Source organism: Streptosporangium sp. NPDC000396 (assembly GCF_042898655.1).
Taxonomy (GTDB): Bacteria; Actinomycetota; Actinomycetes; order Streptosporangiales; family Streptosporangiaceae; genus Streptosporangium.
On record NZ_JBIAZA010000009.1, the window covers coordinates 1 to 18,068 of the forward strand.

General features: G+C 70.9%; 20 protein-coding genes. 10 read left to right on the top strand and 10 right to left on the bottom strand.

Annotation, left to right across the window (positions count from 1 at the left end):
- Positions 1–452: 452 nt before the first annotated feature.
- Entirely contained in the window at positions 453–623 is a 171-nt protein-coding gene (locus tag ACFY2X_RS15985) for a hypothetical protein (protein ID WP_389938561.1), read from the bottom strand.
- A 34-nt stretch (positions 624–657) separates the two neighbouring features.
- A complete protein-coding gene (locus tag ACFY2X_RS15990) occupies positions 658–1,110 on the bottom strand; it encodes a hypothetical protein (protein WP_389938564.1) in 453 nt (150 codons plus the stop codon).
- A 227-nt stretch (positions 1,111–1,337) separates the two neighbouring features.
- Between ACFY2X_RS15990 and ACFY2X_RS15995 the strand changes: the two genes are divergently transcribed.
- The 3 genes from ACFY2X_RS15995 to ACFY2X_RS16005 all read left to right on the top strand — a co-directional run bounded on the left by ACFY2X_RS15995 (position 1,338) and on the right by ACFY2X_RS16005 (position 5,273).
- A complete protein-coding gene (locus tag ACFY2X_RS15995) occupies positions 1,338–2,384 on the top strand; it encodes a hypothetical protein (RefSeq protein ID WP_389938567.1) in 1,047 nt (348 codons plus the stop codon).
- Positions 2,385–3,087: 703 nt separating this feature from the next.
- Positions 3,088–3,798 carry an MBL fold metallo-hydrolase gene (locus ACFY2X_RS16000; RefSeq protein WP_389938570.1) on the top strand — a complete coding sequence of 237 codons (711 nt, stop codon included), beginning with the start codon at positions 3,088–3,090 and terminating at the stop codon, positions 3,796–3,798.
- Between the two features lie 293 nt (positions 3,799–4,091).
- The gene (locus ACFY2X_RS16005) at positions 4,092–5,273 is read left to right on the top strand and encodes an Ig-like domain-containing protein (RefSeq protein ID WP_389938573.1); all 1,182 of its coding nucleotides are present in this window, start codon (positions 4,092–4,094) and stop codon (positions 5,271–5,273) included.
- 232 nt (positions 5,274–5,505) lie between these two features.
- Here ACFY2X_RS16005 and ACFY2X_RS16010 read toward each other — a convergent pair whose 3' ends face one another.
- From ACFY2X_RS16010 to ACFY2X_RS16025, 4 genes are all read right to left on the bottom strand, one after another.
- Positions 5,506–7,068, bottom strand: coding sequence for an alkaline phosphatase family protein (locus ACFY2X_RS16010; RefSeq protein ID WP_389938576.1), 1,563 nt, complete (start codon positions 7,066–7,068; stop codon positions 5,506–5,508).
- A gap of 226 nt (positions 7,069–7,294) precedes the next feature.
- Positions 7,295–8,692: an FAD-dependent oxidoreductase gene (locus tag ACFY2X_RS16015; RefSeq protein ID WP_389938578.1), complete on the bottom strand. Its 1,398-nt coding sequence runs from the start codon at positions 8,690–8,692 to the stop codon at positions 7,295–7,297.
- A 136-nt stretch (positions 8,693–8,828) separates the two neighbouring features.
- Positions 8,829–9,590, bottom strand: a complete 762-nt coding sequence (locus tag ACFY2X_RS16020) for a phytanoyl-CoA dioxygenase family protein (protein WP_389938581.1) — start codon at positions 9,588–9,590, stop codon at positions 8,829–8,831.
- A 131-nt stretch (positions 9,591–9,721) separates the two neighbouring features.
- Positions 9,722–10,687: a radical SAM protein gene (locus tag ACFY2X_RS16025; RefSeq protein ID WP_389938583.1), complete on the bottom strand. Its 966-nt coding sequence runs from the start codon at positions 10,685–10,687 to the stop codon at positions 9,722–9,724.
- Between the two features lie 130 nt (positions 10,688–10,817).
- On the opposite strand from ACFY2X_RS16025, the gene ACFY2X_RS16030 reads away from it, so the two are divergent.
- Positions 10,818–11,339: a CGNR zinc finger domain-containing protein gene (locus ACFY2X_RS16030; protein ID WP_389938586.1), complete on the top strand. Its 522-nt coding sequence runs from the start codon at positions 10,818–10,820 to the stop codon at positions 11,337–11,339.
- A 63-nt stretch (positions 11,340–11,402) separates the two neighbouring features.
- Here ACFY2X_RS16030 and ACFY2X_RS16035 read toward each other — a convergent pair whose 3' ends face one another.
- A complete protein-coding gene (locus ACFY2X_RS16035; protein ID WP_389938589.1) occupies positions 11,403–12,368 on the bottom strand; it encodes a GlxA family transcriptional regulator in 966 nt (321 codons plus the stop codon).
- Positions 12,369–12,492: 124 nt separating this feature from the next.
- On the opposite strand from ACFY2X_RS16035, the gene ACFY2X_RS16040 reads away from it, so the two are divergent.
- The 6 genes from ACFY2X_RS16040 (at position 12,493) to ACFY2X_RS16065 (ending at position 15,417) form a co-directional block, all read left to right on the top strand.
- A complete protein-coding gene (locus tag ACFY2X_RS16040) occupies positions 12,493–13,179 on the top strand; it encodes a DJ-1/PfpI family protein (RefSeq protein ID WP_389938591.1) in 687 nt (228 codons plus the stop codon).
- Positions 13,180–13,216: 37 nt separating this feature from the next.
- On the top strand, positions 13,217–13,543 hold the full coding sequence (locus ACFY2X_RS16045) for a DMT family transporter (protein ID WP_389938594.1): 327 nt from the start codon (positions 13,217–13,219) through the stop codon (positions 13,541–13,543).
- Complete coding sequence (locus ACFY2X_RS16050; RefSeq protein ID WP_389938597.1) at positions 13,540–14,214, top strand: TetR/AcrR family transcriptional regulator; 675 nt, start codon at positions 13,540–13,542, stop codon at positions 14,212–14,214. The genes ACFY2X_RS16045 and ACFY2X_RS16050 overlap by 4 nt, the downstream gene beginning before the upstream one ends.
- Positions 14,215–14,228: 14 nt before the next feature.
- A complete protein-coding gene (locus tag ACFY2X_RS16055) occupies positions 14,229–14,789 on the top strand; it encodes a GNAT family N-acetyltransferase (protein WP_389938600.1) in 561 nt (186 codons plus the stop codon).
- Positions 14,790–14,824: 35 nt separating this feature from the next.
- Positions 14,825–14,998 (top strand): hypothetical protein, encoded by a 174-nt coding sequence (locus tag ACFY2X_RS16060; RefSeq protein WP_389938603.1) that lies wholly within the window; start codon positions 14,825–14,827, stop codon positions 14,996–14,998.
- A gap of 101 nt (positions 14,999–15,099) precedes the next feature.
- On the top strand, positions 15,100–15,417 hold the full coding sequence (locus tag ACFY2X_RS16065; RefSeq protein ID WP_389938606.1) for a DUF952 domain-containing protein: 318 nt from the start codon (positions 15,100–15,102) through the stop codon (positions 15,415–15,417).
- 101 nt (positions 15,418–15,518) lie between these two features.
- On the opposite strand, the gene ACFY2X_RS16070 is transcribed toward ACFY2X_RS16065, so the two are convergent.
- From ACFY2X_RS16070 to ACFY2X_RS16080, 3 genes are read right to left on the bottom strand one after another with little or no spacing between them, the layout of a single operon-like run.
- On the bottom strand, positions 15,519–16,310 hold the full coding sequence (locus tag ACFY2X_RS16070; protein WP_389938609.1) for an ABC transporter permease: 792 nt from the start codon (positions 16,308–16,310) through the stop codon (positions 15,519–15,521).
- Positions 16,311–16,326: 16 nt separating this feature from the next.
- Positions 16,327–17,085: an ABC transporter permease gene (locus ACFY2X_RS16075; protein ID WP_389938612.1), complete on the bottom strand. Its 759-nt coding sequence runs from the start codon at positions 17,083–17,085 to the stop codon at positions 16,327–16,329.
- A 1-nt stretch (position 17,086) separates the two neighbouring features.
- The gene (locus tag ACFY2X_RS16080; protein WP_389938615.1) at positions 17,087–18,007 is read right to left on the bottom strand and encodes an ABC transporter ATP-binding protein; all 921 of its coding nucleotides are present in this window, start codon (positions 18,005–18,007) and stop codon (positions 17,087–17,089) included.
- Positions 18,008–18,068 lie beyond the last annotated feature (61 nt).

Sequence of the window (18,068 nt, forward strand, 5' to 3'; positions counted from 1 at the left end):
TCGCTCTATGTCGCTGAAGATCCGTGCTACGTCACCATTTTGCCCATTTGCCGCCTCATGCAGCGGGCTCAGGGATCAGCCTGCACACGGGCACTTAGGCAGCGGCTCGCCCTCATGCTCGTACCCAGCGGTCAGACCAGTCGTAGCAATCTTGCGGCCGTCAAGGATCGCTGCGACAAGCGCATCGCGCAGCGGACCGGGGAAGGCGAACTCGGCCTTGGGCAAGGAGGCGGGATCGACCAGTCCGCTGGAGTCAGACGTCACACCGCATCACTCTAACGGCGGGGTCCGTACGGCGGCGCTCAGAGCGTGACGAACCACAGGGCGAACGTTCCCTGATATGGCACTGGTCACGGTCGAACGCGGCCTCGGCCAGCTGTCCGGCCGGGCAGCATCTGATGGTGGGTTGCCGGACGGTGAGGGTCGCGTTGACGGGACTCGCGTTGATGGGACTATCGCACGGTCAGGGCGATGCCGCGGCCGCCGAAGAACGCCTCGAACACCTCGGTGTGCAGGCCCTTGATCGCCCCTTGGCCGTCTTCGACATAGCCGCCGTAGGAAGCGCAGCCGCGAGCCGGCTCCAGCAGCGACGGGGCATGTCCGTCACGGTGATCGAGGATCATCGCTACCGCCGCTGCGGCGCTCTCGACAGACCTGTCAGACGCCACGCCGGTCGTTCAGCTCCGTAACCACCTCCCGAGCGAGCTGCCCGAGCCGTTCTTTGGGGTAGATGCCACACAGCTCGTCCAGCAGCGCAGCCACGACGAACGTCTCCGCACTGTCCAGCAGCGCAAGCCGGTCCCCGGTTCCGTTCTTCTCGATCCAGGTCCGCAGGAAAGTCTCGTATTCGTCGCGGGGAATCGGCTGCCCGTTGGTATCGCGGACCATGGCGGTGACTGGCGGGGACGCCTCGGCGTCGTACAGCCCGGCCCGGCGCCCAGCCCGCAGATACCAGACCGCCTCCACCGTGGCCCCCTCGCGTTCCTCCTCGGTCAACTCCTCCCACGCCGGATGAAGTGCGCCTTCATGGGCGAGCTGCTGGCGCGCCACGGCGAGCCGCTCGGCGTGCTCCCGCTCGACGTCATCGGCGTAGGGGAAAGGGAGGGGCACGATGATGATCCTCTCCACCGGGATTCAAACACCAGTCCCGGCGTATATACGTATATAGGGGTGCGACTTTCCGCCCCAGCATCCCAGAAAATCCGCTCCGGTCGGCGCCGAATCCCGGTGCCGGACGCCGCACCCCTTCGGCTGCTCTGCTTCGGCTTGGCATCCTCCCCTCCTGAAGTCATCCCCGGTAGCTCAGCCGCTCTCATCTATGTCTTCAACGAGCGCCGATGACCACGCCCTGTCATCGTCTGTTCGCCCTGCCGGCGGAGACCGGGATGCGGCTGGGCGAGGCCCTGGACATGCGAATAAGCGACTCCGGCCGTCACCGCGGACTCAACATGACCGGAGTCCCCGAGCACCTTCGGGTCGAGCTCGCCTGGATGGCCCACTGGCGGTATCGCGACGGCGCTCACGTCGGCGTCACGGGCTATCGGCTGAGCGCCGTCGTCCTGGTCTGGGCAGCGCAGCACCATTGGCGAGTTCCCGAGTCGCTGGCCACTGCGGATCCGGCTGAGCTCACCAGGCTCTTCGCCAGATGCTTCCAGGCTCGCAACGGCCGGCTCCCGGCTGCCGACGGCTACAACCGGATGCGACCAGTTCCTACGGGCGAGCGTGTGGACGTCGTCGTCCGCTTGCGCGCACAAGATCGAACCTTCACCCCTTCCGTGACATCAAACCCTTATGTGACAGCCACGAAGAAGACTCTGACCCTGGCCGCCCTGACTCTGGTATCGGCCGCGACGCTGTACGTGCCAGCGGCAAATGCGGCGACGACCATGAACCGGCCCGCCTGCCCCGCTCCGAGCAAGGCCGAGATCAAGCGCTCCTACAACTCCGAGACCGACAAGCCGCCCAGGGGCGCCACCGCCATCGAAGGGGTTCGCGTCGATCACATCCCCAAAGGGTTCATCGACGGCCAGGTCGTCGCCGAGAAGCGGGACGGCACCACCGAATACGGCTACCAGTGGGCCGACGACCGGAGCGAAATCGACCGCAAGCACCGTTTCCTGTGGGTTCGGGTGGTCTGCTGGCCCGGCGCGCGGAGGCTCACGGACCTGAAGAAGGTCCCGATCTCCCTGGGGACCTTCACGGGCAACGTGGAGGCCGCGAAGATCGGCGGACGCGAGGTGCTTACCAAGGTCGGCGACGGCGCCCTCGGCGCCGGGCGGTATGTCGGCTGGGTCGAGCGCAAGGGAGTCATCGTCACCGTGATGGCCGGCCAGCCGCTGGTCGGCGAGCTCGACAGGATCATCAGCGGGATCACGCTGCCCTGACCGGCCAGGACTCCGACGCCGGACGGCCGTCGCGTCAGTCACCCCAGTGGGCCGGCCCGGCCGGCGGGACACGCGGGAACAACGCCGTCACCATCAGGCGCCGTCCTCCAGGCCGATGCGCACCGCCTTCGCCGCGGGCGCCGGCATGGTCGCGCGCCGCCGCGGGCGCGTGGCCGTCCGAGACCCGGCTCTCCTCCCCGCGCCCCAGAGGACGGGCGGCGCGGTGGGCCGGAGACGGCAGGTAGGCGCGCGGTGGACAGGACGCCGGGGCGCGTCGGCGGGGAGCCGGGCGGCACGGCCGGAGCTGGGTGGAGCGAGGCTCCCCGGTCGTGATTCGCGGGTCTTATCACCAAGACCGGCTCGGGCGATCATCGCTTCGATGCCGGTGGCACTGCGTAGCCACTTGACGGCGATTCCTTTGGCGGGGGAGTCGTCCTGTCCGTGTGCGTTGGGCGCACGGAGCGGGCCGGTCATGCCGCTGTACCGTCTGCCGACGCACTTGCCGGGACGTCCTGTGGCCGCCTCCCACCCCCCACCGGCTTCCCGGCTACCGGCCACGCCCCGCCTGCTCACCGCACCGCTCAAGCTGATCGTTTCGTCACGGAGGCACTGCCGTACGGGTAGGTGTCGTGAATCTCCGTCACATCGCGTTAGATCAACACATAATCGGCGTGTGACTGTACATCACGTTAACTGTGGAACCATGCGTCCGCTCGGTGGGCCGGAGATGGTCTGCCACTGCCTGATCGTGCAGACCGGCAGCGGTCTCACCCTGGTCGACACCGGGATCGGCGTCGGTGCTTTCCTCGGGTTCACGATGATGACCGGGGCGGCGCTGGATGTGTCAGAGACCATGCCCGCCCGGCTGCGCGTCCTCGGCTACGACCTCGATGACGTACGCGACATCGTCCTCACCCACCTGGACGTCGACCACGCGGGCGCGCTGCGGTACTTCCCGCGGGCGCGAGTGCACCTGCACGCCGCCGAGCTGGAGGTGGCGCTGCGCCCGCAGACGGCGGGTGAGCGGCGCCGTTACCGGACCGTCCAGTGGGAGCACGGCCCGTCCTGGGTGACGTACGGCGAGGCGGGCGAGCCGTGGCTCGGATTGGAGGCCCGCCCGCTGGACGGGGTCGACGGCGTGGCGCTGGTGCCGCTGGCGGGGCACAGCCGGGGCCATTCCGGAGTGGCGGTCCGTGACGGCGACGGCTGGCTACTGCACGCCGGTGACGCCTACTATGCGCGAGGAGAGCTGGCCAGCCCGCCGCAATGCCCCCCGCACCTTCGGCTGGCGCAATGGTCCGTCGCCACCGACCACCGCTCGCGACTGGCCAACGTGCGGCGGCTGAGCGAGCTGCCGCCCGGCGTCCGCGTCTTCAGCGCCCACGACGCCCAGGAACTGGCGGCCTTCGCCTGACTCGCCCGGCCCGATGGTGGCCCTCGCGACGTGAGCGTCGTCAGGCCGCCCATCCGCGAGGCGGGCCGCCGTCACCATGAGGGCGGCCCATCTGGGCCGACTGGGGAGCCTGTCGGGGCGGCCACATGGATTTCTTTACTCACAGTTGGCGTTTTATTGACTCCAAGAAGTGACCGAAACGTGACTGAAACCGCATGAACCAGGTGCACTTCTGACGCATCACCTATTAAGGTCTTTAGACGCGCTTTGCTGCTGTGGGGGAGAAGGTTGTGTCAAACGTGGAACGTCGAGGCTTGAGGACGCCGATGGCCGGGCTGGCCGTGGCGGCCGCCGCCGTGCTGGTCACCTCCTGCTCCGGCGGATCGGCCGGATCGGCCGGGACGGCGCCCGGCGCCGAGGGAGGAAAGGCCGGCGCTGAGACGACGCCGGCCGCGCCGGTGATCAAGATCAGCCCCGCCGAGGGCAGCGCGTCCGTGCGCCCTGACAAGAAAGTCGTCGTCACCGCGGCCAACGGGGAACTTGAGCAGGTCGTCGTGGAAAGCGGCGGCAAGCCGCTGGAGGGGACCTTCGACGCGAGCCGGACCAAGTGGGTGTCCAAGGCTCCGCTGAAGCCTTCCAGCGCCTACACCGTTTCGGCGCGCGCGGTGGGCGGCACGACCGCCAGCAGCTCGTTCAAGACGCTCAAGCCGAAGGTCGAGCTGGCGGTGGCCGATGTGACCCCGGCGGTCAAGGGGGAGAAGGTCGGCGTGGGGGCGCCGATCATCGTCACCTTCAACCAGCCGGTCACCGAGAAGGCCTCGGTGGAGCGGGCCCTGGAGGTCGAGGCGGAAAAGCCCACCCAGGGGGCGTGGCGGTGGATCAACGACACGACCGTGATCTACCGGACCGCCAAGTTCTGGAAGCCTCACCAGAAGGTGACCTTCACCGCCCGCATCAACGGCGTGCAGGGCGGCAGGGACATGTACGGGGTGGAGGACTTCACCAAGATCATCCAGATCGGCGCGGCCCAGATCTCCACCGTCGACACCCGCAAGCACAAGATGATCGTCAAGCGGGACGGCAAGGTCGTGCAGACGATGCTGATCAGCGCGGGCAACGCCAGCACCCGGGAGTACACCACCACCAGCGGTGTCCACCTGACGATGGGCAAGTCCAACCCCGAGCGGATGATCTCCCCCGGCCGCAAGAAGGGCGACCCGGGCTACTACGACGTGATGATCAACCACGCGGTGCGCTTCTCCAACAGCGGCGAGTACGTCCACGCCAAGAACAACGTCTGGGCCCAGGGCCGCCAGAACGTCAGCCACGGCTGCGTCAACTCCCGCCCCGACCAGGCCAAGTGGTTCTACAACCAGGTCCAGCGCGGCGATGTGATCACCATCACCGGAACGACCCGGAAGCTGGAGTGGAACAACGGCTGGGGCTTCTGGCAGATGCCGTTCAAGCAGTGGAAGCAGGGCAGCGCCATCAAGTGATTTGCCTAGTGAGGAGACTGCCGGGTTCACCCGGCAGGGGAATCGCTTCCCTGTCACGGTTTTCTTGCTCGAAACGGTCAGGGCTCGGCCGTCGCCCACCTCAGCCGAGGGAAGCGAGAAGCCGCTCTCTTCAAGGGAGCGGAGAAGTCACCAAGTGATCGCCTGAGCGGCGATCGCGTTCCTCGTCGCTGTGGGCCGTGCCGGGCCGAGCCCGGCACGGCCCACAGCCGTCTCACGACACGCGGAGGTCGTCGACGGCCCAGTACCAGTTGTTGGCGGCGTCGAAGTAGCGGAAGCGTACGGTCATCGTGGTGGCGCCGGCCGGCACGGAGACGGGCAGCGCCTCCACCACGGAGATCGCCTCGGCGCTGTAGGACTTCACCGTGGTGAAGGCACCGCCGTCGAAGGAGACCTGGACCTGGGCTTTCTGGTTGCCCTCCGGGCGGTAAAGGGTGGCGTAGCCGATCACGGCCGAGGTACGGCCGGCGACGGTGTAGGCGGGCGAGACCAGGCTGGAGGCGTAGGTTCCGCTGCCGTGGGAGCGGTCGTCCCACTCGTCGGAGTCGGCGACGGCGAAGACGCCACGGCCACGGACGAACAGCTCGCGCCACTGGTCACGCTGGGCGCGCGACCAGAACTCGTCGGTGGTGAAGGACCAGCCGCGCCACTCCTCCGTGCCGCCGGAGGGCAGGCCGGTGTTGTCGACGGCCCAGCCGGCCGGTGGGGTGTGGGTGAAGCCGAGCACCTGGGCCGGGATGCCGGTCTCGTGGACGCGCGGCGACAGGCTCACGGTCTCGAACGGGTCGCTCGCGCGGACCGCGACGGACGTGCCGTCCAGGCCGGCCGGCCGTGGCAGGCCGAGCCGGGCGAAGACGGTGGCGGCGACGTCGACCAGGCGGGTGTCGCCGGGCCTGGCCCCCGCCGCGATGCCGGGGCCGTTGGCCAGCACGAAGGTGCGGCGCTCCTCGATGGTGGAGCCCCCGTGCCCGCCGGTGTCGGTGTGGCCGTGGTCGGTGGCGACCACGACGGTCCACCGCTCGCTCGCGTAGGTCGGCCGGGCGCGGACGGCGGCGAGGAGACGGCCGATCTGGGCGTCGTTGTTCTTGATGGCGTTCAGGTAGGCCTGGCTGCCGGCGCCGCTGCTGTGCCCGGCGATGTCGATCTGGCCCAGGTAGACGAAGGCGACGTCGGGGTTGCGGTCGCGCAGGACCTGCTCGGAGACCTGGGTGATCCGCTCGTCCTCGGCCGGATAGCCCGCGCTGTCGCCGTCGAGCACGACCCGCGCGTCGATGCCCGCGCCGAAGGTGCCCTGGTCGCCCAGGGGTTTCCAGTCGACGGCGGCGTAGGTCGAGTACGCCGGGTTGATCCCCTCGATCCGGGTCATGAAGTCGGGGTAGAGGTCGTAGCGCTTGCCGGTGAAGCTGTTGTCCCTGACCTTGTGCTTGTCAGGCCAGACGCCGGTGGCGATCGTGGACCAGCCCGGGCCGCTGGAGGTCGCGGCCATCGGGTTGGTGTACAGGAGGCTGGTGCCGAGCGTACCGCCGGCGATCAGCGTGTCGAGGTTGGGTGCGTCGGCAGGGGCGATCCGGTCGTGGCGCAGGCCGTCCAGGCCGATGACCAGGACCTTGTCGGCGCTGATGCCGTTGGGCACGGCCGGGACGGGCACCGGGGCGGCGGCCTCCGTGCGGCTGTTCAGAACCTTGTGCTCGGCCGTGGGCTCGGGGTTGGGGTCGGCGGCTGCCACCGTCAGGGGGATCAGTACGGCGATCATCGTCAGGGCGATGCGTAAGCGCATCAACGTCCTCCTCGCTCGCGCCGGGTATCCGGTTTCTGCGCGAGGATCTCCGCCCCAGATGATCTGGTAAAGACATGGAGATGAACAAACACTCCACGGGTTATCGCGTTTTTCGATGACCGCCATAGCCGTCCGCCGGCGCCCCGGTGACGGGCCACGCCCGGCCGGCAGGGGCGCCGCAGGATTCATGGCACCACAGAACGCGCCTGACCTGTGAAAACGTGGTTCACTCCGCGAGCAGGCGGAGCAGTTGCCCGCGATCGGGCCCGGGAGCCCGAAAAGACTCGTATGAGCCCAGCGCGTCGATCCTGGCCTGGAGATCCGGCCGTGCGAGCACATCCCGGGGTACGGCCAGGCACGCCGCCGTCTCGACGAGCGCGCGGAAGACGTCGGCGTCGTGGAAAGCGGCCGCCTCGAAGCGGGCCGCCGCCGGGTCCGGCGGCGGCGGCTGGACGCCCTGGCGAAGCGCGTCCATCTCGGCGATCCGCGCGCGGTCGGCGGAGATCTGGTCCCGGTAGAACGGGGTGAGGAGCCGCTCGGTGCGCTCATCCCACACGGTGGGAAACAGCGCCGGCTCGTCCAGGTGCGCGCCTACGACGTCGCGCAGCACCTGCGCGTGGATGAGCCCGATGCTCAGCCCTCGCGCGGCCGTGGGGTTGGTGCACGCCCACGCGTCGCCCACGGCGGCGAAGCCGGTGACCACCGGGCGATCGTCGACGACGAACCGCCGGTAGCGGTCGAGGACCCCCGCCATCGCCAGCACCCCGGTGACGGGCGTCCCGGCGAGCCAGTGGGCATGCGCCGGGCAGGCGCGGACGACCCGCGTGAAACAGCCGGGCTCGCGCAGCGCCCTGAGCGGTTCGTCGCCGGTGGAGGCGACGACCGTGACCGACCACGTGCCGTTGTCACCGGGGATCGTCAGGAGGGAGAAGGTGCCCATCGGGGTGAACGGCGCGGCCCTGCGCACCGGCGGCTCGGGCCCGGTGAAGTAGCGGGTGTAGTAGACGAATCCCCCGTCCTCCACCTCGGTCCGGGGTTCGCCGGCACCGAGTTCGGCCAGCCAGTCGGCGCTGGGCGTCCGCTTGCCCATCGCGTCCACGACGAGGTCGGCGTGGATCCGCTGCCCGTCCGTCGTGCGCACACCGGCGACATGGGGTGTGCCCGCCACCGCGGAGGGCCCGGCGAGCAGCCCCGCGGCCCGTACCCCGCGGCGTACGGTCACACCGGCCTCCTCCTCGGCGGCGGCGGCGAACACCGACTCCACGACGGGGCGCCGGCCGGTGATGAACCGGAAGCGGTCGTCACCGGGACGCGGTGCCCGATCCGTGATCCCCGGCGGCAGGGGTGCCAGCGCGTCCCCCCAGACGCAGCCGGCCGCCAGCAGCCGGTCGATCATCTCCGGTAGTTCGCGGCTCAGGATCTGCCCGAACCGCGGGAGCAGATTGTGCGGCTGCCGGAACTGGGCCACACCCTTGCGCTGCCAGGAGGCCCATGCCTGCGCGGCCCCGGGCGGCGGACCGGCGGGATCGGCTTCGAGCACGGTCACCGCGTGCCCGTCACGCGCCAGCAGCAGGGCCGCCGACAGGCCCACCACACCGCCACCGCAGACGACGATCGATCCCATCGCACCCTGTTCCTTTCACCGGCGTTGCGTCCCACCGGCACCTGTCACGGCAGAGGTGAAGCCGCGAACCGTTTCGCGCTCATTGGCCGTCGTGACCGCCTCCCCGGGTCCGCGACCGCCCCGGGGGGAAACGTCGTCACGCGGAATGCCCCAGGCCGAGCCGTACGGCCTGCTCGACGGCGGAGTAGGCGCCGTCGGGCCGCTGGAGCACCAGGGGCTCGTTCAACGCCAGGGCGGGCTGGGACATGAAGCGCGGCCGGGTGCCGTTGTGCTCCTGGGCGGCGTGCACCAGGAACGGATGGCACAGGTAGACGTCGCCCGCCTGCCCGGTGGCGTGCGTCACCGGGCGTCCGGCGCTGGCCTGGTCCACCAGCGGCCCCAGGGCGAAGAACTCCGCGCCCTCCTGCCCGAAGGGCTTGAGCACCGCCGGGACGTCGAGGTGGGAGCCGACGCGGATGCGGGTGGGCGCGTCGTCCTCGCCGACGTCGGAAAACAGCGGCAGCATCAGCAGCGCCCGGTTCTGCGACCACAGGTTGACGGCGTAGGTGCCGTCGTCGCGCTGGATGCTGCCGTCGATGTGCCAGCCGCGGTCGTTGTCCGGTGACTGATGGGGAAAGCGGATGGGGAACGTGCCGGCCCAGGGCCTGCTCCACCGGCCGGGCCCGACCAGGGCGTCGTAGGCCCCGTGCAGCCGCTCGGTGTTGACCACCTGCGCGAACACCGGGTCGCCGGTCTGGTCGTAGGTCCACACCACCGGCTGGGTCCACCCGGACGGATCGTCGGGGCTCAGCCCGATCTGCTTCCACAGCAGCGCGCGGACCCGGTCGGACATCTCCCGGGGGAAGGCGCCCTCGATCTTGACGAAGCCTTCGGTGATGAACCGCTCGATCTCACTCATGCGCCGAACGCTAGGGGTTCGCGGAAAGTGCCGTCGAATGGTTTTCCCGCGCGGCTCTGCCGGGTGAGTGCCGTTCACGCCCCGCGTTCGACGGCGCTCCCCGGCGTGACCTCCGCCCTGCCTGGGCGGCCTTACAGGAGGGTGAGCTGGCGATGATGGGCCGGCAGCGCCAGCGGCAGGGGTTGCTCGGGCCGGGTCGGGCCCATGCCGTAGCGGGCGGCCAGCTGCAGGACCTGGCCGGTGATGCGCTGCACGTAGGTGGGGTCGGCGTCGGGGCCCTTGCCGTACAGCTCGCCGTACCGGGCCTCCAGCGCCGGGTAGCGCTCGCCGAGCCAGGCCAGGTACCACTCCCGGGCGCCGGGCGGCAGGCGCAGCACGTGCGGGGTGATGCTGACGGCACCGGCGTCGGCGACGCGCCGCACGGTGGCGGCGAGCTGGTCGGGGGAGTCGGTCAGCAGCGGCAGGATCGGCGCCATCGCCACCCCGCAGGGCACGCCGCGCTCATTGAGCTCGGCCACCAGCTCCAGGCGTTTTTGCGCGCTGGGCGCGCCGGGCTCCACGGTGCGGCGGATCTGGTCGTCGACGAACGCGATCGAGACCACCGCGCCCACACCGGGGGCGGCGGCCAGCAGGGGGGCGTCGCGCAGGATCAGCGGGCTCTTGGTGTGCACGGTGAAGGGCGCCCCGGCCTCCCGCAGGGCGGCCACGATCCCGGGCATCAGCCGGTAGATGTCTTCGGCCCCCTGGTAGCAGTCGCCGGTCACGCCCACGGTGATGTGCTCGCCGTCCCACCGGGCCGCCAGTTCGGCGCGGAGCCGCCGTGCGATGTCGGTGCGCACCACGATCTGCGAGTCGAAGTCGGTGCCGGTGTTCAGTCCCAGGTAGCGGTGGCCGCGCCGGGCCGAGCAGTAGCGGCAGGCCTGGGCGCACCCCCGGTAGGGGCTGACGGTCCAGCCGGCGGCGGTGCGCTCCAGCGCGGTGCGGGCCCGCACCTCGTAGCAGGTCAGCGTGCCGTGGACGCGGGTCACCGCGGTGCGCTCGATCCGCGGCCGGGTCTCGGGCGGCTCGGCGAGCAGGGCAGGCGCGTCCCATCGCATGCCGATCAGTGGAACACGTTTTCGACGGCGCCCGCAAGTGGAAGCGCACCGCTCCCCGGGCGGAGCCTGGGCCGCCCGGTACGGCGTGCGGTGCGTTGTCTCATGCCGGCCAGGCTGATGTAATAGGTTCATGCACCTTAACCCTTACGGCGAGGATGCCGTGAACCTGGCCGCGGACCTGGCCAACCGGCGTCCGGCGAGCGCCGAGGAGCTCGCCGACCGCTGCCGCGCCGCCGGGCTGGTGCTGGAGCGCCCGGTCACGCCTCAGGACCTGGACCACACCCGGGCCACGCTGGAGGCGTGGGAGAAGGTCGTCGACGCCACCGACGAGCGTGAGCGTGCCGAGCTGCTCAACCGGATGCTGGCGGCCGCCGCCGCCCACCCGCGGCTGACCGACCACGCCGGCGACGGCTGGCACCTGCACTACCGCGACGACCGGCAGCCGCTCGGCTCCCTGCTGTTCTCGCTGATCTCCGTCGGTACCGCGCTGCACCTGGTGGGGCGGGGCATGCACCGGCTCCGGCGGTGCGCCGTGACCGAATGCGCCACGATCTTCGCCGACACCTCCCGCACCGGGCGGCAACGCTACTGCTCCCAGCGGTGCGCCAACCGCGACGCGGTACGCCGGCACCGCGCGCGAGCCACACCGTGAGCCACACCGTGAGCCACACCGTGAGCCACACCGTGAACCGCGCCGTGACCGTCCGGCGGTGGTTCAGCGGTCCGCCCCTGCGGCCTGGCGGTAGCGGCCGGGCGTCACGCCGTACCGGCCGGTGAAGGCCTGGCGCAGCGTCTCGGCCGAGCCGAAACCGCACCGGCGCGCCACCGCCGCGACCGGCAGCGAGGTCGAGGTGAGCAGGTGCGCCGCCGCCTCGGCGCGCGCGTGGCGCACGAACCGGGCCGGGCTCTGGCCCAGGTGCTCGGCGAACAGCCGGGTCAGGTGGCGGTCGCTGATCCCGGCCCGGCGTGCCAGCGCCGCCGCCGACAGGTCGGCGTCCAGGTGGGCGCCGACGTAGCTGGCCAGGTCGCGCACCAGGTCGTGCTCGGGGGGCGGCGCGGCCACGAACATGCTCATCTGCCGCTGGTCGCCGGGCCGTTGCAGGTAGGTGACCAGCCCGCGCGCGACCCACCGGGCCAGCTCGGCGCCGTGGTCGTCGTCGACCAGCGCCAGCGTCAGGTCCATCGCGCTGGTCACCCCGGCCGCGGTGTAGAACCGGCCCTCGCGGATGTAGATCGGCGCCGGATCCACCGTCACCTTCGGATAGCGCGCGGCGAGGGCGTCGGCGTAGGCCCAGTGCGTGGTGACGCGCCGCCCGTCCAGGAGCCCGGTGGCGGCCAGCACGCTGGCCCCGGTGCACACCGAGGCGACCCTGCGGCTCTCGCGCGCCAGCCGCCGCACGTGCCCCACCAGCCGGGTGTCACCGGCGGCCGCCTCATGCCCGTACCCGCCCGCGATCAGCAGCGTGTCCAGGGGCCCCTTGAGCCGCTCCAGCGTCTCCTGCCCGCGCAGGACCAGCCCGGAACGGCAGGTGACGGCCTTGCCGCCCATGGTGGCCAGCCGGATCCGGTACGGCGGGCGGGCGCGCCCGTGATTGGCCGCCTCCAGGGTGTCGGAGACACAGGCGATGTCCAGCAGTTCGGCGTCGGCATAGGCGACGATCACGAACAGGCGATCCTCCACGCCTCGACCCTACCGGTCCGTAAAGACAAGGTTCCCAAGAAACCGGACATGCCTGGCCGGGTCGCTTGGCCCGCCCCGCCCCTCCCGGCGACGGTGGGATCACCCTGCTTCCAAGGAGAGATTCGTGAAGACCATCGCGTTCGTGCTCTACCCGGGGATCACCGCCCTGGACATGGTCGGCCCGCTTCAGGTGATGTCCGTGCTCGCCATGTTCGACCCCACCTACCAGGCGGTGGTGGTCGCCGAGACCACGGAGCCGCTGGGCACCGACACCCCGCTGCGGCTGGTCCCCAGCCACACCTTCGACCAGGTCCCCGAGCCGTACGCGCTGATCGTCCCGGGTGGCGGCGAGCCGACCTTCGCCGCCATGGCCGACGAGAGGCTGCTGGAGCGCCTGCGCACCGCCGCCGCGACCGCCGAGGTGGTCGGCTCGGTGTGCACCGGGTCGCTGCTGCTGGCCGCCGCCGGGCTGCTGGAGGGCCGCCGCGCCACCAGCCACTGGGCGGCCATGGAGTTCCTGGCCAAGCTCGGCGCCGTCCCGGTCAGTGAACGCGTCGTCGAAGACGGCCCGTTCATCACCGCGGCCGGGGTCTCGGCGGGCATCGACATGGCGCTGCTGCTGACCGGGCGGCTGGCGGGGGAGCAGATGGCCCGCACCGTCCAGCTGATGATCGAGTATGACCCGCAGCCGCCGCACGGCCCCATCGACTGGCCGAACGTGGACCGCGCCGCCCACGCGTCCCTGATCACCAACACGATGTCCACCGCGCTGGCCGGCCACCCCCTCCTGCTGGAACGCCTCACCCGCTAAACTGGTACAACCGTACCGGTTTTTCTGGGGGTGGGTCATGGCGTGGCTGGTTCTGGCGGGAGCGATCATCGCCGAGGTCGTGGCGACCACGGCGCTGAAGCTGAGCGAGGGATTCACGCACAAGGGATGGTCACTGGTGGTCGCGGTCGGTTACGCCATCGCGTTCATCCTGCTCGCCCGGGCCCTGAAACTGCAGATGGAGGTCGGTACGGCCTACGCCGTCTGGTCCGGCGCCGGCACCGCGATCATCGCCGCGATCGGCGTGCTGTTCCTCGGCGAGACGCTCAGCCTGGCCAAGCTCGGCGGCATCGCGCTCATCATCGGCGGAGTGGCGGTGCTCAACCTGGCGGGCGGTGCTCATTGAGCCGCCCGCGCGAAGGCCGGGCGGTGCCGGACGCCGCCGCACGAGGTCCCGCGGCCCCGGGCCGCCCCGCCCCGGAGGAGCAGCCGCCAGGGCGGCAGCCGTCCCAGGAGCGGGGCCGCCGGCGGCGCGAGGCCCTGCTGGCTGCGGCGGTGGAGCTACTGCGGGAGGGCGGTTTCGTCGCCGTCACCCACCGGGCGGTCGCCCAGCGCGCCGCCCTTCCGCTGGCCGCCACGACCTACTACTTCACCTCCCGTGAGGAGCTCCTGGCCGAGGCGTTCGCATTGCTGGTGGAGGGGGAGCTGGCCGTGCTGCGTGATGCGGTCGGCTCCGTGGCCGGCGGCGCCGACCCGCTCGGCACGCTCCTGGGCGCGGCGGCCGACGACCGGCTGCGTCAGATCGGCCTGTGGGAGCTGTATCTGCAGGCCGGCCGTGACCCCGCGCTGCAGCGGGTGGCACGGGCCTGGACCGACGGCTGCGTCGCCGTCATCGCCGAGGCGCTGCGCTCGGCCGGCCACGCCCTGGCCCCGGCCGACATCCGCCTCGTCGCGGTGCTGCTGAACGGGCTGTGGGTGGAGCACCTGGTGGAGGGCCGCCCGGACTCGGCCGAGGAGGGTCACGCCCTGCTCACCCGCGCGCTGACGATAATGCGTGGCATGCCGTCTTCGGAGTGACCTAGCCTGGCCGGATGCTGAAGCCGTCCTACCCGATCCGTACCGAACGCCTGACCCTGCGCCCGTTCACCCACGACGATCTGGACGGCCTGCACGCCATCCAGTCGCTGCCCGAGGTGGCTCGCTACCTGTACTGGGAGCACCGGAGCCTTGAGCAGGTCAGGGAGGTGCTGGAAACCAAGATCGGCCAGTCGGCGCTGGCGGAGGAGGGCCAGGCGCTGAGCCTGGCGGTGGAGCTGGCCAACACCGGCGAGCTGATCGGCGACGGCATGCTGTTCTGGCACAGCAGCCTGCACCGCAGCGGGGAGATCGGCTACGTCTTCCACCCCGACCACCACGGCAGGGGCTACGCCGGTGAGACGGCCAGGGCCCTGCTGGAGCTGGGCTTCGACGGCCTGGACCTGCACCGGATCACCGGCCGCCTGGACGGCCGCAACACCGCATCGGCCCGGGTGCTGGAGCGCCTGGGGATGCGGCGCGAGGCGCACCTGGTGGAAAACGAGATGGTCAAGGGCGAGTGGACCGACGAGCTGGTCTACGCGATCCTGCAGCGGGAGTGGCGCGCCCGACGCTGAGCCCGCTCCCGGGCCGCCGGTCCCACGGCCGCGACGTGCCCGCACCCGGCCTGCACACGCGCGGACGTCCCGCGGTCTACGCCCAGCGCGAGACCGTCCAGGACGCGCATCCCGCGGACGTCCCGCGCCCGGTCGTCGGCGCCCGTACGGCCCGGCCTCCGGGCGCCGACGACCGGGCGCGGATGGCTCTCCTCCCAGCCCTGCCGTGATACGCGCCCTACGGGCGGGGAAGACCCCCCGCGGTTTCACCCGCGGCGCCACCCCGTACCATCGGCGACGACGTCGACCCCGCCGTGGAGGCACACGCCGTATGACCGTCCTGCATCTGGCCCTGGCCGCCGACTGGGAGCACGCCCAGGCCGCCGGGCAGTATCGCATCTCCACCCTCGGGCGCACGCTCGAAGAAGAGGGCTTCATCCACGCCTGCGCCGACCTCGCCCAGCTTCACGGGGTCTTCCAGCGCTTCTACCGCGACGTCACCGACCCGCTCGTGCTGCTGACCATCGACCCCGCCGGTCTGGACGTCCGCCTGGAGGTCCCCGGCGATTCGGCCGAGGCCTTCCCGCACATCTACCAGCCGCTCCCGGTCACCGCGGTCATCTCCGCGACCGCCTTCACCCCCGCCTGACCCGTGACCCGTGCCGCGGCCGGCCGCCCCCGCCTGACCTGCGTCGCGGCCGGCGTCCCGGAAAGGCCCGGGTCCGGCCGGTCATCCGCGGCCGTGACCCCTTACACGCACAGCATCCGCCGGATGCGCCGCGCCGCGAACGTCAGCCCCGCGGCCGTCATCACCAGCAGGTATGCCGTGTCGCCCAGCAGACCCCAGCCCAGGTCGCCGAGCACCAGCCCGCGCACCAGTTCCACCGCGTGATACAGCGGGGTCAGCGTCACCAGGATCTCCATCACCGGCGGGTAGTCCTGCACCGGCGAGAACGTCCCCGAGAACAAAAACAGCGCGAACTGGCCGGTGCTCAGCAGGTCGAAGTCCTGCCAGCCCCGCATCAGCGTGCTGATCGCCATCCCGACGGCGCCGAACGCCAGGGCCACCAGCAGCGTGGCCGGGAACGCCGCCAGCGCCCAGCCCGGCCCGGCCAGGCCCAGCGCCACCATCACCACCAGGAACGCGCCCGTGTACAGGGAACTGCGCGCCATCGCCCACGTCAGCTCGCCCAGCGCGACCTCGAACGGCTGGACGGGCGTCGCCAGGATCGCGTCGAACGTCTTGGCGTACTTCATCTTGAAGAAGAAGTTGAACGTCGTCTCCGCCAGCGCCCCCGACATCGCCGAGACCGCCAGCATCGCGGGGGCGACGAACGCGGCGTAGTCCACCGCCCGGCCGCCCGGCAGCGTCAGCTGCCCGACCAGCGCCCCCACACCGACGCCGATCGACAGCAGGTACAGCACCGGCTCGAAGAACCCCGACACCAGGACCAGCCAGTAGGACGGGCCGGAACGCAGCGCCCCCACATTACGGTTGACCACCGCGCCCACCCGCCATGGGGAGATACGGGCGGTCAGCATCGCAGAAACCATGACCCTAGTCCTGAAGTCGTTTACGGAAGGCGGCGACCGCCCACACCAGCCCGGCCGCGGTGCACACCAGCAGGTAGCCCACGTGCGCCCACACCGGCCACGGGGCGGCCACCCCCAAGGTCGCCGACCGGCTCAGCTCCACCCCGTGCCACAGCGGCGAGAGGTAGGCCAGCGGGCGCACCAGGGACGGCAGCTGCTCCACCGGGAAGAACACCCCGGCGAACAGCGTCGAGGGGATCATCACGAACCGGAACAGCAGGGCGAAGTAGCTGTCGTGCTCGATGCTCGCCGAGAACGCCGTCACCGGCGCCGCCGCCGACAGCCCCACGAGCGCCGCGATCAGCGGGGTCACCACGGCCCAGGGGGAGTGCAGGGCGCCGAACAGCCCGGTGATTCCCAGGAACACGAGCGCCGCGATCTCCACCCGCAGCAGGATGTACAGCAACCGGCCCGCGACCATGTCGCGGATCTCCACCGGGGTGGCGCGCATCGCGTGATACGAGCGCACCCACTTGAAGTCTCCCATCACCGAGTAGGTCGACTCGCCGATCGCCATCTGGAACGCCGTGGAGGCCATCACCCCCGGCACGATCCACGCCAGGTAGTCCACCCCGCCGATCTGGCCGACGTAACCGCCCACCCCGATCCCGATGCTGATCAGGAACAGCACCGGCAGGACGAAGGAGGAGAACACCGAGGCCCGCCACAGCCGCCGGTACAGGATGAGGTGCCGCTCGAGCACCGCCACCGTCGGATGAGCCATCTCAGTCCACCAACGTCCGGCCGGTCAGCTGGAGGAACACATCCTCCAGGGAGGAGCGGCGCACCAGCACGCTGGAGGGCGTCAGGCCCCGCCGGTGCACCTCCGCCACCGCCGCGTCGCCGTCGTCGGCGTAGAGCAGGACCCGGTCGGGCAGCGGATCGACCCGCCCGATCCCCTCCAGCTTGCCGGTGTAGTCGACCTCGTCGGCGAAGCGCAGCTCCACCACCTCGGGCGTGGAGTAGGTCGTGATCAGCGACCGGGGCGAACCCTCGGCGACGATCCGCCCGCCGTCCATCACGACCAGCCGGTCGCACAGCTGCTCGGCCTCGTCCATGTAGTGCGTCGTCAGCACCAGCGTGGTGCCCTGCTGCTTGAGCCGGAACAGCCGCTCCCACAGCAGGTGGCGCGCCTGCGGGTCCAGGCCGGTCGTCGGCTCGTCCAGCAGCACCAGATCCGGCTCGTTGACCAGGGCCCGCGCGATCGTCAGCCGGCGCTTCATGCCGCCCGACAGGGGCTCCACCTGGCTGGCGGCCTTGTCCTGCAGCTGCGCGAACTCCAGCAGCTCTTCGGCCCGCCGCCGCGCCTCGGCCTTCGACAGCCCGAAGTAGCGGGCGTAGGTCGTCAGGTTCTCCCGCACGGTCAGGTCCGGGTCGAGGTTGTCCAGCTGCGGGCACACCCCCAGCCGGCCGCGGATCTTCGACCCGTCACGCACCGGGTCCATGCCCAGGATGCGCAGCTCGCCGGAGGTCGGCATGGACACGCAACTGATCATGCGCATCGTCGAGGACTTCCCGGCGCCGTTCGGCCCCAGGAACCCGAACGCCTCGCCCGGTGCCACCTCCAGATCGATGCCGTTGACCGCGGTGAAGTCACCGAAGCGCTTGACCAGACCGCGCGCGTGGATAAGGGGCTGTTTCGACACGCCAGGACCGTAACAGAGCCTCCTGACAGTTTCGCAAAGGGTTATTGCGGCTGCCGTGACC

What these genes read in the sequence shown, in the direction of transcription:
- ACFY2X_RS16015 (WP_389938578.1), bottom strand. Translation starts at nt 8,692, where the DNA reads ATGGGATCGATCGTCGTCTGCGGTGGCGGTGTGGTGGGCCTGTCGGCG.
- ACFY2X_RS16045 (WP_389938594.1), top strand. Translation starts at nt 13,217, where the DNA reads ATGGCGTGGCTGGTTCTGGCGGGAGCGATCATCGCCGAGGTCGTGGCG.
- ACFY2X_RS16075 (WP_389938612.1), bottom strand. Translation starts at nt 17,085, where the DNA reads ATGGCTCATCCGACGGTGGCGGTGCTCGAGCGGCACCTCATCCTGTAC.
- ACFY2X_RS16025 (WP_389938583.1), bottom strand. Translation starts at nt 10,687, where the DNA reads ATGCGATGGGACGCGCCTGCCCTGCTCGCCGAGCCGCCCGAGACCCGG.
- ACFY2X_RS16070 (WP_389938609.1), bottom strand. Translation starts at nt 16,310, where the DNA reads ATGCTGACCGCCCGTATCTCCCCATGGCGGGTGGGCGCGGTGGTCAAC.
- ACFY2X_RS16020 (WP_389938581.1), bottom strand. Translation starts at nt 9,590, where the DNA reads ATGAGTGAGATCGAGCGGTTCATCACCGAAGGCTTCGTCAAGATCGAG.
- ACFY2X_RS15995 (WP_389938567.1), top strand. Translation starts at nt 1,338, where the DNA reads ATGACCACGCCCTGTCATCGTCTGTTCGCCCTGCCGGCGGAGACCGGG.
- ACFY2X_RS16030 (WP_389938586.1), top strand. Translation starts at nt 10,818, where the DNA reads ATGCACCTTAACCCTTACGGCGAGGATGCCGTGAACCTGGCCGCGGAC.
- ACFY2X_RS16055 (WP_389938600.1), top strand. Translation starts at nt 14,229, where the DNA reads ATGCTGAAGCCGTCCTACCCGATCCGTACCGAACGCCTGACCCTGCGC.
- ACFY2X_RS16065 (WP_389938606.1), top strand. Translation starts at nt 15,100, where the DNA reads ATGACCGTCCTGCATCTGGCCCTGGCCGCCGACTGGGAGCACGCCCAG.
- ACFY2X_RS16000 (WP_389938570.1), top strand. Translation starts at nt 3,088, where the DNA reads ATGCGTCCGCTCGGTGGGCCGGAGATGGTCTGCCACTGCCTGATCGTG.
- ACFY2X_RS15985 (WP_389938561.1), bottom strand. Translation starts at nt 623, where the DNA reads ATGATCCTCGATCACCGTGACGGACATGCCCCGTCGCTGCTGGAGCCG.
- ACFY2X_RS16010 (WP_389938576.1), bottom strand. Translation starts at nt 7,068, where the DNA reads ATGCGCTTACGCATCGCCCTGACGATGATCGCCGTACTGATCCCCCTG.